General features: G+C 71.3%; 13 protein-coding genes. 6 read left to right on the top strand and 7 right to left on the bottom strand.

Annotation, left to right across the window (positions count from 1 at the left end; translation table 11 throughout):
• Positions 1-39: 39 nt before the first annotated feature.
• Positions 40-1,464 carry an MFS transporter gene (locus ACFC1K_RS03285; RefSeq protein ID WP_375870413.1) on the bottom strand — a complete coding sequence of 475 codons (1,425 nt, stop codon included), beginning with the start codon at positions 1,462-1,464 and terminating at the stop codon, positions 40-42.
• A 57-nt stretch (positions 1,465-1,521) separates the two neighbouring features.
• On the opposite strand from ACFC1K_RS03285, the gene ACFC1K_RS03290 reads away from it, so the two are divergent.
• The 3 genes from ACFC1K_RS03290 (at position 1,522) to ACFC1K_RS03300 (ending at position 3,224) form a co-directional block, all read left to right on the top strand.
• Positions 1,522-2,058 (top strand): ArsR/SmtB family transcription factor, encoded by a 537-nt coding sequence (locus ACFC1K_RS03290; RefSeq protein ID WP_375870414.1) that lies wholly within the window; start codon positions 1,522-1,524, stop codon positions 2,056-2,058.
• Between the two features lie 148 nt (positions 2,059-2,206).
• A complete protein-coding gene (gene rraA / locus ACFC1K_RS03295; RefSeq protein WP_375870415.1) occupies positions 2,207-2,674 on the top strand; it encodes a ribonuclease E activity regulator RraA in 468 nt (155 codons plus the stop codon).
• A 58-nt stretch (positions 2,675-2,732) separates the two neighbouring features.
• Complete coding sequence (locus ACFC1K_RS03300; RefSeq protein WP_310286518.1) at positions 2,733-3,224, top strand: nucleoside deaminase; 492 nt, start codon at positions 2,733-2,735, stop codon at positions 3,222-3,224.
• A gap of 86 nt (positions 3,225-3,310) precedes the next feature.
• Here ACFC1K_RS03300 and xdhC read toward each other — a convergent pair whose 3' ends face one another.
• From xdhC to ACFC1K_RS03315, 3 genes are read right to left on the bottom strand one after another with little or no spacing between them, the layout of a single operon-like run.
• A complete protein-coding gene (gene xdhC, locus ACFC1K_RS03305) occupies positions 3,311-4,159 on the bottom strand; it encodes a xanthine dehydrogenase accessory protein XdhC (RefSeq protein WP_375870416.1) in 849 nt (282 codons plus the stop codon).
• An 8-nt stretch (positions 4,160-4,167) separates the two neighbouring features.
• The gene (gene xdhB, locus ACFC1K_RS03310; protein ID WP_375870417.1) at positions 4,168-6,600 is read right to left on the bottom strand and encodes a xanthine dehydrogenase molybdopterin binding subunit; all 2,433 of its coding nucleotides are present in this window, start codon (positions 6,598-6,600) and stop codon (positions 4,168-4,170) included.
• Complete coding sequence (locus ACFC1K_RS03315; protein WP_375870418.1) at positions 6,597-8,021, bottom strand: xanthine dehydrogenase small subunit; 1,425 nt, start codon at positions 8,019-8,021, stop codon at positions 6,597-6,599. The genes xdhB and ACFC1K_RS03315 overlap by 4 nt, the downstream gene beginning before the upstream one ends.
• A 136-nt stretch (positions 8,022-8,157) precedes the next feature.
• On the opposite strand from ACFC1K_RS03315, the gene ACFC1K_RS03320 reads away from it, so the two are divergent.
• On the top strand, positions 8,158-8,571 hold the full coding sequence (locus ACFC1K_RS03320; RefSeq protein ID WP_310286512.1) for a VOC family protein: 414 nt from the start codon (positions 8,158-8,160) through the stop codon (positions 8,569-8,571).
• 7 nt (positions 8,572-8,578) lie between these two features.
• On the opposite strand, the gene ACFC1K_RS03325 is transcribed toward ACFC1K_RS03320, so the two are convergent.
• Positions 8,579-9,946 carry a glucose-6-phosphate dehydrogenase gene (locus ACFC1K_RS03325; RefSeq protein ID WP_375870419.1) on the bottom strand — a complete coding sequence of 456 codons (1,368 nt, stop codon included), beginning with the start codon at positions 9,944-9,946 and terminating at the stop codon, positions 8,579-8,581.
• 233 nt (positions 9,947-10,179) lie between these two features.
• Between ACFC1K_RS03325 and ACFC1K_RS03330 the strand changes: the two genes are divergently transcribed.
• Positions 10,180-11,019 (top strand): hypothetical protein, encoded by an 840-nt coding sequence (locus ACFC1K_RS03330; protein ID WP_375870420.1) that lies wholly within the window; start codon positions 10,180-10,182, stop codon positions 11,017-11,019.
• Between the two features lie 90 nt (positions 11,020-11,109).
• On the opposite strand, the gene ACFC1K_RS03335 is transcribed toward ACFC1K_RS03330, so the two are convergent.
• Both ACFC1K_RS03335 and ACFC1K_RS03340 read right to left on the bottom strand, forming a co-directional pair.
• On the bottom strand, positions 11,110-12,219 hold the full coding sequence (locus ACFC1K_RS03335) for an ABC transporter permease (protein WP_375870421.1): 1,110 nt from the start codon (positions 12,217-12,219) through the stop codon (positions 11,110-11,112).
• Entirely contained in the window at positions 12,216-13,100 is an 885-nt protein-coding gene (locus ACFC1K_RS03340) for an ABC transporter ATP-binding protein (protein WP_375870422.1), read from the bottom strand. Before ACFC1K_RS03340 ends, ACFC1K_RS03335 begins: the two co-directional genes overlap by 4 nt.
• Before the next feature lie 213 nt (positions 13,101-13,313).
• Here ACFC1K_RS03340 and ACFC1K_RS03345 point away from each other — a divergent pair, with 213 nt between their 5' ends.
• On the top strand, positions 13,314-13,883 hold the full coding sequence (locus tag ACFC1K_RS03345) for an NADPH-dependent FMN reductase (protein ID WP_310286505.1): 570 nt from the start codon (positions 13,314-13,316) through the stop codon (positions 13,881-13,883).
• Positions 13,884-14,067: the final 184 nt, after the last annotated feature.

Raw genomic sequence — 14,067 nt, forward strand, 5'->3', positions numbered from 1 at the left:
GCCCGTACCCTGCGCGGCGGGCCGAGGCATCCTGGTCTGTCAGCCGGCGGGCTCGTGGTCGGCGTGCTCGGCGTGCGCGTCGGGGAGCTCCCGCATGCGCCAGAAGGGGCCGATGACGACGAACAGGCACGCGAGGAGCTCGCCGGTCGCCGCGATCCACAGCGTCGGAACGGTCCCGATCCACGTTCCCAGTGCACCCGCGAGGAGTGCTCCGATCGGCATGACCCCCCACACCACGAAGCGGATCGACGCGTTCATCCGGCCGAGGAGGCGCGGCGGGGTGATGCGCTGGCGGAAGGTCACCTGCGTGATGTTGTACAGCAGGATGGTGAAGCTCATGATGAACCCCTGAACCACCAGCAGCGGAAAGGCGAGCGCCGGCACGAGAGAGATCACCGGGAGGAAGAACGGCGCGACGCTGAACGCGATCGCGCTGACGGGGATCGCCCGGGCCTCGCCGAGCCGCGCCATGATCCGCGGCGTCAACATCGCCCCGACGAGTCCGCCGACTGCCGACAACGAGAACACGATGCCGAACATCTGCGGGCTCAGGCCCAACTCGCGCAGCACGAAGATCGGCACGAGCGTCTGTGCGATCGTCCCGAAGAAGTTCGCGGTTCCCGTCGTGCCGACGATGCGGCGCAGCAGCGGATTGCCGAACACCCAGCGAAGGCCCTCGCCGATCTCTTGGACGAGGGGCCTGCGATCCTCGGCCGGGCGGGGCTTCTCGTGGTCGCGGGTGAAGAGCAGGGCGATGAAGGAGGCGACATAGGTGCCGACCGTGGCGAAGATCGCGAACGGCGCCGTGAGCGCGCCGATGAGCCAGCCGCCGACGCCGGGGCCCGCGATGTTGGCGAGCTCGTAGGTCGACTGCAGCTTGCCGTTCGCCTCGCCGATCTGATCGGTGCGCACGAGTGAGGGGATGATGCTCTGGTACGAGACGTCGAAGAACACGGTCGCGACGCCCATGATCAGGGCGACGACGATCATGTGCCATATCTCCAGCACTCCGAACAGTGCGAGCGCCGGGAGCGTGGCGAGCGCCACCGCCCGGACCGCGTCCGCCCAGATCATCACGCGGCGCTTGCGCATGCGGTCGATCCACGCTCCGGCGGGAAGGCCCACCACGAGGAAAGCCGCCACCTGCGCCGCGTTGAGCAGCCCGACCTCCCACTCCGTCGCGTTGAGCATCAGCACCGCGAGCACCGGGATGGCGAGTTCGGTGATCTGCGCGCCGAACTGGCTGAGCGCCTGTCCTGACCACAGGGTGAGGAAGTTGCGGTCGCGCCACAGCGAACCCTTCGGCGCCGGCGTGGGGGAGGCGCCGGCCGCAGCATCCTGATCCGCTTCGATCGCCTCGGCCGCAGCAGCACGCGACGTGAGTGTGGATGCCTCGGCCCAGGCCTCCGCGAGGACGGCGTCGTCGACGGCCTCGGCCTCGCGGACCTCGTCTGATTGGGACATGCCAATCAGTGTGCGCGACTGATTGAGAACTGTCAATCGGTCTTGTACGCTGACCACGTGACCGGGGATCGCGAGGAGCGGATTGAACTGCGGGACGGGGATCCCGAGGCGGAGGCGCGGATGCGCGCGCTGAGCTCGCCGCTGCGTCTGCGGGTGCTCCGGCTGTGCGCCTTCGAGTCGCGCACCAACAAGGAGCTCGCCGAGCTGCTCGACGTGAACCCCGGCACGATGCTGCACCACGTGCGCACGCTCGTGCAGACCGGCTACCTCGCCGCCCAGCCCGAGCGCACCGGCGCCCAGGGAGCGCGCGAGGTTCCTTACCGGGCGACCGGACTCTCGTGGCGCACCTCGATGCCCGGTGGCTCGCCCGTGCTCATCGAGACGTTCCTGCAGCAGATCCAGGGGGTCGACCCCGACGATCTCGACACCACCTGGCTCGGACTCAAGCTCAACGACGAGCACAAGGAGGAGTTCCAGCACCGCCTCTACGAACTGGTCAACGAGTTCAAGCAGCGCGATCCCGACGCTGACGGCGACACCTACTCGTTCTTCAGCACGCTCCACCCCGACGACAACCCGCCCGCCCCGGCCTGACGGCCGTTCTTGCGGTTCGCAGAAGGGCGCGCGAACTTCTCTTCATGACGGATGCCTCGGGGCACAGCTGGGCCCACGCGCCCGGAGGCTCCGAACGACGCGCCAGCGGCGTTTGGAGGGGGCGTGGGGACCGTCATAGCGTCAGGGCATGACCATCGCGACGGCCGACCTCTACGACGAACGCGGCGACGAGCTGGACTCGCTCGCGCTGCAGCTGCACGACATCGGCGGGCGCGTCGCGTTCGACGGGCCGATCCGGACGGTGCGGTGCCACCGCGACAACGCGCTCGTGAAGGCGCTGCTCGCCACCCCGGGCGAGGGTGCGGTCCTCGTGGTCGACGGCGGTGGATCGCTCGAGTCCGCGCTGGTCGGCGACCTCATCGCGGCCTCCGCGGTCGAGAACGGCTGGGCGGGGATCATCGTGCACGGCGCGATCCGCGACCGCGTCGCGATCGGCGAGCTCGACCTCGGCGTCAAGGCGCTCGGTTCGAACCCGCGCAAGAGCGCGAAGGCGGGCGTCGGCGAGGTCGACGTGCCGGTGGTCATCGCGGGCGTCGCGTTCGTCCCGGGCACGCACGTGTGGGCCGACGCCGACGGGGTGCTCGTCGAGCGGTGACAGGCTCTGCGCGCGGGGGTGGTGCGCGCGGCGCGGCGCGCTCGTATGGTGGGGGCTGATGTCCAGTACCGACGGGACGCCCGCCCGCTACCTCGCCCGGGCCATAGAGATCGCGACCGAGAACGTCCGCAATGCCGGCGGCCCGTTCGGGGCGGTCGTGGTGTCGGCGGACGGCCAGGTCTTCGAGGGCGTGAACCGCGTGACCGCCGACCTCGACCCGTCGGCGCACGCCGAGGTGGTCGCGATCCGGCGGGCGTGCCAGGGGCTCGGCACGTTCGACCTCAGCGGCGCCACGCTCTACACGAGCTGCGAGCCGTGCCCGATGTGCCTGGGCACCGCGCTCTGGGCTCGCGTCGAGCGGGTGTATTTCGCCGCCGACCGTGAGGACGCCGCCGCTGCGGGCTTCGACGATGCGGTCTTCTACCGCTACTTCGACGGCCACCCCGAGCACCGCGACATCATGCCCGTGGAGTCGATCGACCTCACCCCCGAGCACCGCATCGCGCCGTTCACCGAGTGGGGCCAGACTTCGACCCGCATCGAGTACTGACCGCTCCGCGACCGCCGTGAGCGTGTGCTGCGCCCCGCCTCCGCGCGAGACCGCACGACAGCACCTGAATCGCGCGGACGACGGTGCTACCGCGCGGTCTCGCGGTCGGCGTCGACCGGCGCGGCCTCCTCGATCAGCTGCAGGAGCTGAGCCGAGACGCTCACCGCGATCGTCGCGGGCTGCTTGCCGGGGATCCCGGGCAGGCCGATCGGCGTCGTCACTCTGGCCAGGGCGGCCTCGTCGTGGCCGGCCTCCTGGAGGCGCGCGCGGAAGCGTGCCCACTTGGAGCGCGAGCCGATGAGGCCGATCGAGGCGATGGCCTCGGTGCGCAGCGCCTGGTCGACGATCGCGAGGTCTTCGGCGTGGTCATGGGTCATGACGAGCACGTGCGTCCCCGCCGGCACCGACGCCAGCACGGCCTCCGGCACCGGAGCCTGGTGCACGTGCACCCCTGCGACCGCGTCGGCGAGCGGCCCCGGCGCGCCGTCCACCCCCAGGCGCGTCGCCGCGAGCATGGCCTCGCGGGAGTCGACGAGGTGCAGGTCGAGGTGCTGGCGCGCGAGGATCCGCGCCACCTCGAGCCCCACGTGTCCCATTCCGAACACTGCGACCGACGGCACGACCCGCACCGGTTCCAGCATGAGCGTGACCTCTCCTCCGCAGCACTGCACGCCGTACTCCGTGGTCTCCTTGTCGCTCAGGGTGAGCGTCAGCAGCTCCGGCTCGGCGGTTCCGGAGGCCAGCATCGCGCGGGCGCGCGCGACGGCGGTGGCCTCGAGGTTGCCGCCCCCGATCGTCTCGAAGACCTCGCCCGGCGAGACGACCATCTTGGCGCCGCCGTTGCGCGGGGCGTGACCGCGCACCATCGCGAGCGTCACGATCACCGCGGGCGTGCGGGCGTCGCGCAGGCTCCGCACCGCGTCGAGCCAGTCCACGGCCGGCCTCAGCGGCCCGCCGTGAGCAGGTCGGGCTCCGCAGACCCGGGGTCCGCCGCCCGGCCGACGCCCGCGGCATCCGCCCCATCGCGGGACACGGATGCCGCGCCCGCATCTCCTGCGCCGCGTGCGGCCTCGATCGCCCAGAACACCGCCTCGGGGGTGGCGGGCGAGCCGAGCTCGACGCTGCGCCCGGCCGGGCCGAAGGCCCCGACCGCCTGTCGCAGCGCCTCGCGCACGCTGAACGCGAGCAGCAGCGGCGGTTCGCCGACGGCCTTCGAGCCGTAGACGGCGCCGTCCTCGCGGGCGTCTTCGAAGAGCGCGACGTGGAACTCCTCGGGCATCTCGGAGAAGCTCGGCAGCTTGTACGTGCTGGCCGACGGAGTCTGCAGGCGGCCGCGCGTCGGTCCGTCGCCGGTGTCCCAGCGAAGCTCCTCGAGCGTCAGCCATCCGGTGCCCTGCACGAAGCCGCCCTCGATCTGGCCGATGTCGAGCAGCGGTGAGAGCGAGTCGCCGACGTCGTGGACGATGTCGACGCGGCGGAGGCGGTACCCGCCGGTGAAGCCGTCCACCTCGACCTCGGCCGCGGCGCAACCGTAGGCGAAGTACTTGAACGGCGACCCCTGCTGGCGGTCGGCGTCCCAGTGCAGCCCCTCGGTGCGGTAGTAGCCCGCCGCGAACAGCTGCACCCGCTGCAGGTAGGCAGCTCCGACGACCTCGGCGAACGTCAGCCGTCCGCGGCCGCCGAGCGGCACGACGTAGCCGTCGGAGAACCGCACGTCGCGCGCGTCGACGCCGAGGAGGCGCCCCGCCACGGCGGCGAGCCGGCCGCGGATCTCCTCGCACGCGAGCTTGACGGCGCCGCCGTTGAGGTCGGCGCTCGACGACGCGGCGGTCGCCGAGGTGTTGGGCACCTTGTCGGTGCGGGTCGGCGCGACCCGGACAGCCTCGAGCGGCACCCCGAGCGCCGTCGCGGCCACCTGCAGCATCTTCGTGTGCAGACCCTGGCCCATCTCGGTGCCGCCATGGTTGATCAGCACCGAGCCGTCCTTGTAGACCAGCACGAGGGCGCCGGCCTGGTTGAACGAGGTGAAGGTGAACGAGATGCCGAACTTGACCGGAGTCATCGCGAGCCCGCGTTTGCGGTCGGCGTGCGCCTCGTTGAACCGCGAGATCTCGTGGAGGCGGGCGTCGAGGTCGGCCTCGCCACGGAGGCGCTCCCAGATCGCGGTGAGCCGCCCGGCGTCCTTCACCGGCTGCAGGTAGTGCGTCGACTGCCCCGGTCGGTAGAAGTTCTTCTTCCGCAGCTCGAGGGGATCGATCCCGAGCACGGGTGCCGCCCTGCCCAGGATGTCTTCGATGAGGAACGCGCCCTGCGGGCCGCCGAAGCCGCGGAACGCCGTGTTCGACGGCTTGTGCGTCTGCGCGACGCGGCCGTGCACGCGCACGTTCGGGATCCAGTAGGCGTTGTCGACGTGGCAGAGCGCGCGGCCGAGCACCGGCTCCGAGAGGTCGAGGCTCCAGCCGCCGTCGGCGGTGAGGGTCGCGTCGAGCGCCTGCAGGTACCCGTCGGCATCGAAGCCCGCCCGCCAGGCCAGATGGAACGGGTGGCGCTTGCCCGACATCGTGATGTCCTGCGTGCGGGTGAGCCGCAGGCGCACGGGGCGTCCGGTGAGCTTCGCCCCCAGCGCCGCGATCGCCGCGAACCCGTGCGGCTGCATCTCCTTGCCGCCGAAGCCGCCCCCCATTCGCAGGCACTCGACGGTGACCTCGCTCGAGGCCACGCCGAGCACGTGCGCCACGATCTCCTGCGTCTCGGAGGGGTGCTGCGTCGAGCACTCCACGAAGTAGCGCCCGTCGGGGTCGCGCACGGCGAACGAGGCGTGCGTCTCGAGCGAGAAGTGCTCCTGCCCGCCGACCACGCTCTCACCCTCGAACACGAACGCCGAGGATGCGAGGGCGGATGCTGCGTCCCCGCGTGCGATCGTGCGGGGTACGCCCTGGAACGACCCCGCGTCGATCGCCTCCTGCACCGTGATCAGCGACGGCAGCGGTTCGTACGAGACCGTGACGGCGGCCGCCCCCTGGCGCGCAGCATCCGTCGTCTCTCCCAGCACCCAGACCAGCGCATGGCCGAAGAACATCGCCTCGGTCGGGAAGAGGGGCTCGTCGTGTTTGACCCCCGCGTCGTTGACGCCCGGCACATCGTCGGCGGTCAGCACCCGGACGACGCCGGGGACCGCGTAGGCGGGCGCCACGTCGACGGTGACGCGCGCATGCGCGACGGTCGACGGCACCGGCCATGCCGTCAGCACCCCGTGGGACCGTGCGGCGATGTCGTCGGTGTAGACGGCCGCGCCGGTCACGTGCAGCGCCGCGCTCTCGTGCACCGCGGGGCGACCGACGACCGGGTTCTCGGGGCGATCGGCGAGCGAGCTCATGCTGTCGCCTCCTCGTCATCGGCCGACGCCGCGAAGAGCGCCGGCAGCGCCGTGCCGAGCATGCGTGCGCGGTACGCGGCGCTCGCGCGGTGGTCGTCGAGCGGCGTTCCTTCGCGCTGCAGGACGACGGATGCCGCGGCCACCGTCGCGGCGTTCCACGGGCGTCCCCCGAGGGCTTGCTCGGTCGCGTACGCGCGGAGCGGCGTCGCGGCGACGCCTCCGAGGCCGATACGCGCGCTCGTGACGGAGCCGCCGTCGAGCTCGAGGGCGAAGGCGACGGCCACCGAGGAGATGTCGTCGAACCGACGCTTCGAGATCTTGTGGAATGCGGTCAGGCCGGCCGTCGGCAGCGGGATCCGCACCGTCCGGATGAGCTCGTCGCGACGCCTGACCGAGGTGCGGTACCCCGTGAAGTAGTCGGCGAGGTCGACCTCGCGCTCGCCGCCGCCGGCCGAGACGAGCACGACGCTCGCCCCGAGCGCGAGCAGCGCCGGAGCCGCGTCGCCGATGGGTGAGGCGGTGCCGAGGTTGCCGCCCAGCGTCGCGCGGTTGCGGATCAGGCGCGACGCGAACTGGGGGAGCAGCTGAGCGAGCAGCGGCACCCGCTCGCCCACGTTGCGCTCGATCTCCGACAGCGGCACCGCGCCGCCGATCTCGACGGTGCCGCCGGTGATCTCGATGCCGCGCAGCTCGGGCAGTCGGTCGATCGCGACCACGAGTGGCGCGCGGGCGCCGCGCAGGTTCACGTCGACGCCCCAGTCCGTGCAGCCGGCCACGGCGAGCGCCTCCGGTTCGTCGCGCAGCAGCTGCAGGGCATCGTCCAGCGTCTCCGGGCGGACGAACCGCCCGTCGGCTGCTCGCACCTCGGTGGCGACAGCTGCCGGCGCCGGCGCGGACAGCCGCTCACGGAGCGGATCATCGGGCAGAGGCATCCCGAGCCCGAAGGCCGCGTCGCGAATGGGTCGGTAGCCGGTGCAGCGGCACAGGTTGCCGCTCAGCGCATGCAGCTCGAATCCGTTCGCCCCGTGCTCGCCGTCGGCCGTGCCCGCCGCGCGGTCGGACCGGTAGAACTCGGCGGCCATCGCGCACGCGAACCCGGGCGTGCAGTAGCCGCACTGCGAGCCGCCGGCGGCCGCGAGCTGCTGCTGCACCGGATGCAGGTCGTCGGGTGAACCGAGGCCCTCGGAGGTCACCACCTCCTGCCCGTCGAGCGCATGGACGGGTACCAGGCAGGCGTTGACGGGGGTCCACACGGCGGTGCCCTCGGGGCCGGCCGTGGCGACCATGACCGCGCAGGCGCCGCACTCGCCCTCTGCGCAGCCCTCCTTCGCGCCGGTCAGTCCGAGGCTGCGCAGCCAGTCCAGCGCGGTGGCGTGCGCGACCGCGCCCACGAGCGGGACGACCCGCCCGTTGACGGTCACAGCGCTGTCACGGTTCGTGCGGATGCCGGGAGTCTACGCCGCGCCCACGGTCGCGCGAAGGTGCGCCGCGGCCCCTCTGGACATGCCCTGCGGGCAAGAGGATCGTTGGCCGCGGCACAACCACTGGGAGGCTGTCATGTTCACACCCGATCGGCCGTTTTCTAGCTTCGCCGTACCCGACATCGGCGCAGCAGCGGCCTTCTACCGCGACACGCTGGGGCTCGACGTCACCGTCTACGAAGAGATGGGCGGAGGCTTCACCATCGCGCTGCCCGGCGAGGGCAGCATCTTCGTCTACCCGAAGGAGGATCATGAGCCGGCCGTGTTCACGATCCTCAATTTCAGCGTCGCCGACGTCGATGCCGCCGTCGACGATCTGAACAAGCGCGGCGTCGTCACGAAGATCTACACCGACCCCGACTACGGCACCGACGAGAAGGGCATCTCGCGCGGGTTCGAGGGCGGCCCCGACATCGCGTGGTTCAAAGACCCTGCGGGCAACGTCATCTCCGTCGGCCGCATGGAGCCGCAGATGATGGGCGGCCAGTAGGCGCTCCTCAGGGAAGCACGGGCCATCCGGCGGGGCCGAGCGACCCCGCCGGATACTCGTCGAGGGGCACGTCGCCGGTGCGCCAGGCCGCCAGCACGGGATCGACGATGCGCCAAGACTCCTCGGCCGCGTCCCCGCGCACGGCGAGGGTCGCGTCGGCGTCGAGGATGCCCGACAGCACCTCGCCGTAGGCCTTGAGCGCGCCCTCGCCGAGGTCGGCCTCGAGCAGCGCCCGCTCGAGTTCGAACGGGTCGTCACCGCCGTTGACGTTGAGTTCGAGATCCATCCGGTCGGGGCCGAGGGAGAAGCGCAGAACCGACCCGGGCGCCGCCCCGGTGAGGCCCTCGGGGACGTGGTTCACCGGGCGGAAGGTCACCACGACCTCGCCGTCCTTGCCGGCGAGCGCCTTGCCCGACCGCAGGGTGAAGGGCACGCCCTCCCACCGCTCATTGCGCACCTCGCACGTGACCTCGGCGAGCGTCTCGGTCTCGAGCGACGGGTCGACGCCCTGCTCGTCGGTGTAGGACGGCAGCTCGCGGTCGCCCACCTTGCCGGCCGTGTAGCGCGCGCGCCGGGAGGCCTTCGCCGGATCGTCGCCCCACACGTGGGTCGCGCGCAGCACCGCGGCCGTCGCATCCCGGAAGTCCCGCTCGTGCAAGGTCGCCGGCGGCTCCATCGCGAGCACCGCCATCACCTGCAGCAGGTGGCTCTGGATCATGTCGACGAGGGCCCCCGCGCGGTCGTAGTAGCCGGCGCGGCCCTCCAGCCCGAGCGTCTCGTCGTACCGGATGACGACGGATTCCACGTCCTGTGCGCGCCACACCGGCGCGAAGACGCGGTTCGCGAAGCGCACGCCCAGGAGGTTCAGCGTCGTCGACCTGCCCAGGAAGTGGTCGATGCGGAACACCTGCTCCTCGGGCACGAGCCGGGCGAGCGTCGCGTTGAGCGCGTGCGCGCTCGCCTGGTCGACGCCGAACGGCTTCTCGAGGGCGAGCACCGTGCCCTCGGGGATGTCCACGCCGACGAGCGCCTCGCACGCGGCCTTCGCGACCGCGGGCGGCACGGCGAAGTACAGGGCGATCCGTCCGTCGTGGTCGGCGAGCAGCCGCTCGAGGTCCTTCGCGTCGGTGATGTCGGCGTGCGTGTACGTCGTGTCGGCCACGGCGTCGAAGGCGCCGGCGAACCCGGCCGACTCGAAGGACGAGCGCACCGTCTGCCGCCAGCGCTCGTCGTCCCAGTCGTCGATGCCCGCGCCGCGCAGGCGCACCGAGCGCTGCGGCTCGCGGGTCAGCAGCTGGCCGAGCGCGGGCAGCAGCAGCCGCGAGGTGAGGTCGCCCGAGGCGCCCAGGATGAGCAACGTGGTCTGCGCCGACATGCGCCTCACGCTACCCACGGCCGCGCGTGCGCGGCAGGGTCTGGCGCGTGGAGCGCGCCCCGTGCAAGCGGTCCTCTTCCCAAACTCCGCGCGAAGAGGACAATGAGCACAGACGCCTTGGACGCACAGCATCCGACCCGACAGGCGTGGTGTCCTGCCCGTGACACCGCCTCCCGCGCAGGGGTGCTCGTGACGTCCGCGTCTGAGCAACTCGATCACGGGGAGGGACCGCCATGTCCGATCTCACACGCCTGCGGACACTTGCCTGGGGAGTCGCCTTGGCCACCGCGGCCGCGCTGACCGGTGCAAGCCCGGCATGGGCCGCTGCGCCCGCCAACGACGACATCAGCCAGGCGACCGTTGTGCCCGGGTTGCCGTTCACCGACACCGTCGACACGCGCGAGGCCACCTTCGATCCATCGACCGACAACGCCGCGTGCGGCGCAGCGACCGTCTGGTACCGCTGGATCGCGTCGGCCGATGACTTCGTCCGATTCGACACGGTGGGCAGCGATTATCAGGCGTCGTTGGCGGTCTACACCGGTGAGCCTTCCGACCTTTCGCTTCTCGAGTGCAACGACGGCTCGTTCGGATTGCCGGCGGAGATCGCTCGGCAGGTCGAGGCCGGTGTCACGTACTTCATCGCGGCCGGCACGTGCTGCGGGGGCGGCGAGGCCGGCCAAGTCGGACCCGGTGGGAACCTGGTGTTCCGGGTTCAGCAGACGGTACCGCCCGTCACCGACTTCGCCGTGGCGGTCGACTCCGGTGTGGTCTCCCGCGGCGTCGTGACCGTGCAGGGAACGGTCACCTGCGACCAACCCGCCACCTCCTTCGTCGAGGTCACGGTGAGGCAGCGCCGGGGTCAGCGTTCCGCCGAAGGGGTCGGATCCGGCCTGATCGAGTGCGGGCCGGCGCCGACCGCATGGACGTTCGTGCTCGAATCGTCCACCGGGATCAGGTTCCGTCCGGGGGACGCGGCCTACGACGCGATCGGCAGCGCATACGGCCACGGCGGGGGATTCACCAACACGAGCATGATCGACCAGCCGCTGCGGCTGCGGCCCGGCGGCTGACGGCGGCATCGGGTCAGTCGCCCCGGCGCCGACGACGAAGAAGGGATGCCGCAGCCGGGGGCTGCGGCATCCCTTCCACTGATCCAGGGGTCAGCCGGCGAGGGCCTCCGAGAGCTTCACGCGACCGCCCATGCGCAGCAGCGAGTTCTCGTAGATGCGGGCGGCGATGAGGATCGCCGCGACGCACGTCGCCATGAGGATCACGATCGACAGCAGCGGCTCCCACCACTGCGCCTGCCCGAGGAAGATGCGCATCGGCATGCCGACCGGCGCCGAGAACGGCACGTACGACATGATCGCGAGCACCAGCGGGTTGTCGTTGAAGAAGATGACGAGGAAGTACGGCGCCATCACGAGCATCGTCAGCGGCATCGTGGTCGAGCCGATGTCCTCCTGGCGCGACACCATCGAGGCGGCCGCCGCGAACAGCGACGCCAGCAGGATGAAGCCGAACAGGAAGAAGATCGCGAACCAGGCGATGGGGGCGCCGAGGCCCTGCAGCAGCGCGGTCTGGTCGGTCACGGTGAGGCCGATGATCGCGATCGCGGCGAGGATCAGGATCTGGCCCATCGCGAGCACCGTGTTGCCGATGACCTTGCCCGCGAGCAGCGACCGCACCGGGATCGCCGAGATGAGGAGCTCCACCACGCGCGTCTGCTTCTCTTCGACGACGCTCTGCGCGATCGTGCCGCCGAACAGCGACGCGGCGAGCAGGAACACGATGCCGAAGCCGATCGCGGCGATGTAGCCGAGCGCCGCGTTGCCCTCTTCGGGGCTGAGCAGCTCGACCGGCGGCAGCTGTGCGAGCTGCAGCATGAGCTGCGTCGGCGCGGACGACTCCGCGACGATCGCGAACCCGGTCGGCGAAGAGGTGTCGCCCACGACCGCGGCATCGACCTCGCCGTCCGTGACGAGCGCCTCGGCGGCCGCGCGGTCTGCCACGTCGGTGACGTCGAGGCCCTCGGTCTGCGCGACATACTGCTGCGCATCGGCGGTCACCGCGACCGGCGTGCCGCTGTTGTTCGCCGCCTGGAAGCCGCCCCAGATGACGATGGCCAGCGCGCCGATGAACAGGATCGCCGTCGAGATGACGAACGCCTTGCTGCGCAGCTTCGAGCCGATCTCGCGCTCGGCGACGAGCCAGATCGCCTGGCCCGCGCCCAGCGTGCTTCCGCCCCGGCTGGTGTCGGTGGTGCTCACTGGATGACCTCCTTGAAGATCTGCGCGAGGGACGGATGCTGCGGCGCGAAGCTCGCGACATCGCCCTGTGCGACGGCGCGGCGCAGCACCCGCTGCGCGGTCTCGTCGCTGTCGGCGTCGAACACCGCGTAGCCGCCGTCGAAGTCGAGCACCTCGACGCCCGGCTCGGTGCGCAGCCACCCGGCGTCGCCGGCCGAGACGAGCTCGAAGCGGCGGTTGGAGTGCTGCGCGCGGAGGGCGTCACGCGCGCCGGCCGCGCGGATGGTGCCGCCCGCGATGATCACGAGGTCGTCGCACAGCCGCTCGACCACGTCGAGCTGGTGCGACGAGAACAGCACGGCGGCGCCGGCCGCGGCACGCTCCTGCAGCACGCCGGCCACGACGTCGACCGCGAGCGGGTCCAGGCCCGAGAACGGCTCGTCGAGGATCAGCACCTGCGGGTCGTGCACGAGCGCGGCGGCGATCTGCGCGCGCTGCTGGTTGCCGAGCGAGAGCGTCTCGACGTTGTCGTCCAGGCGCTCGCCGAGTCCGAGCTGCTCGAGCAGCGCGCGGGCGCGGGTCGAGGCATCCGTCTTCGAGAAGCCGTGCAGGCGCGCGAGGTACGTGATGTGCTCGTGGACTTTCATCTTCGGGTAGAGCCCGCGCTCCTCGGGCATGTAGCCGAAGCGGCGGCGGTCGGAGGCCGTCACCTCGGCGCCGTCGAGGGTGACGGTGCCGGCGTCACCGGCGAGCACCCCCAGCACGATCCGCATGGTTGTGGTCTTGCCCGCGCCGTTCCCGCCGACGAAGCCGGTCAGCCGGCCGGGCCGCACGTCGAACGACACGTCGTCGAGCACGCGGCGACCTCCGTAGCTCTTGCCGATACCGCGAAGCTGCAGCATCCCTGTCTCCTCTCGATCCCCCTGCGATCGAACCTACGGATGCGGCGGCGCGGCGTCCTCCCCCTGCGGGTGGATTCGGCGTGCTCCGCCGCGAGGCGGATGAGAGATCTTTCATGCGCCGGAATAGAAGCGGCGTGCATGTGCTTGCATGGATGTGGAACGTCCACGGTGGTCCCCACCGGGGACGCCTTTGCTTTTTCTAGGAGAACCCACATGTCCGAGCGGACCATCGGCTACATCGTCGGCAGCATCTCGTCGACCTCCATCAACCGTCGTCTCGCGAAGGCGCTCGAGCGTCTCGCCCCGGAGGGCACCACCCTCGTCGAGATCCCGATCAAGGACCTCCCCTTCTATTCGCCCGACCACGACGCCGACTTCCCCCAGGTTGCGCGCGACTTCAAGCAGGCGATCGCCGACGTCGACGGCGTCATCATCATCACGCCCGAGTACAGCCGCTCGATCCCCGGCGTGCTGAAGAACGCCCTCGACTGGTCGGCGCGCCCGTGGGGCCAGGGCTCGTTCGACGGCAAGCCCACCGCCGTCATCGGCACCTCGGGCGGCGGCATCGCCACCGCAGCGGCGCAGCAGCACCTCAAGGCGATCCTCAGCCACTACAACGCTCCGACGCTCGGCCAGCCCGAGGGTTACGTCCAGACCACCCCGGGCCTCTTCACCGAGACCGGCGAGGTCACCAGCGAGCAGACCGCCGACTTCCTCATCGGCTACCTCCAGGCCTTCGGCGCGCTGGTCGACCGCTACGCCGCGGTCCCCGTCGCCGCCTGATCCTCCCCCCGGTCGGCCTCACCCCGGGCCGATGACCCGTTCCAGCACCCCGGATGCCCCGGCCTGGCGCCCCTCGCGGCGCCGGTCCGGGGCATCCGTCATCCCCCGCCCAGGGCGCCGTCCGCACCGCGTTCTGGCGAGTCGCCAAGAACGGCTGCTGTTCGGGTGGTTTCTGGCGAGTCGC

Source organism: Microbacterium sp. NPDC056057 (assembly GCF_042266945.1).
In the GTDB taxonomy this organism is placed as follows: domain Bacteria; phylum Actinomycetota; class Actinomycetes; order Actinomycetales; family Microbacteriaceae; genus Microbacterium; species Microbacterium trichothecenolyticum_C.

Excerpts from the sequence above, each read along its gene's own strand:
- ACFC1K_RS03330 (WP_375870420.1), top strand. The coding sequence starts at position 10,180 with ATGTCCGATCTCACACGCCTGCGGACACTTGCCTGGGGAGTCGCCTTG.
- ACFC1K_RS03300 (WP_310286518.1), top strand. The coding sequence starts at position 2,733 with ATGTCCAGTACCGACGGGACGCCCGCCCGCTACCTCGCCCGGGCCATA.
- rraA (WP_375870415.1), top strand. The coding sequence starts at position 2,207 with ATGACCATCGCGACGGCCGACCTCTACGACGAACGCGGCGACGAGCTG.
- ACFC1K_RS03320 (WP_310286512.1), top strand. The coding sequence starts at position 8,158 with ATGTTCACACCCGATCGGCCGTTTTCTAGCTTCGCCGTACCCGACATC.
- xdhB (WP_375870417.1), bottom strand. The coding sequence starts at position 6,600 with ATGAGCTCGCTCGCCGATCGCCCCGAGAACCCGGTCGTCGGTCGCCCC.
- ACFC1K_RS03340 (WP_375870422.1), bottom strand. The coding sequence starts at position 13,100 with ATGCTGCAGCTTCGCGGTATCGGCAAGAGCTACGGAGGTCGCCGCGTG.
- ACFC1K_RS03285 (WP_375870413.1), bottom strand. The coding sequence starts at position 1,464 with ATGTCCCAATCAGACGAGGTCCGCGAGGCCGAGGCCGTCGACGACGCC.
- ACFC1K_RS03325 (WP_375870419.1), bottom strand. The coding sequence starts at position 9,946 with ATGTCGGCGCAGACCACGTTGCTCATCCTGGGCGCCTCGGGCGACCTC.
- ACFC1K_RS03345 (WP_310286505.1), top strand. The coding sequence starts at position 13,314 with ATGTCCGAGCGGACCATCGGCTACATCGTCGGCAGCATCTCGTCGACC.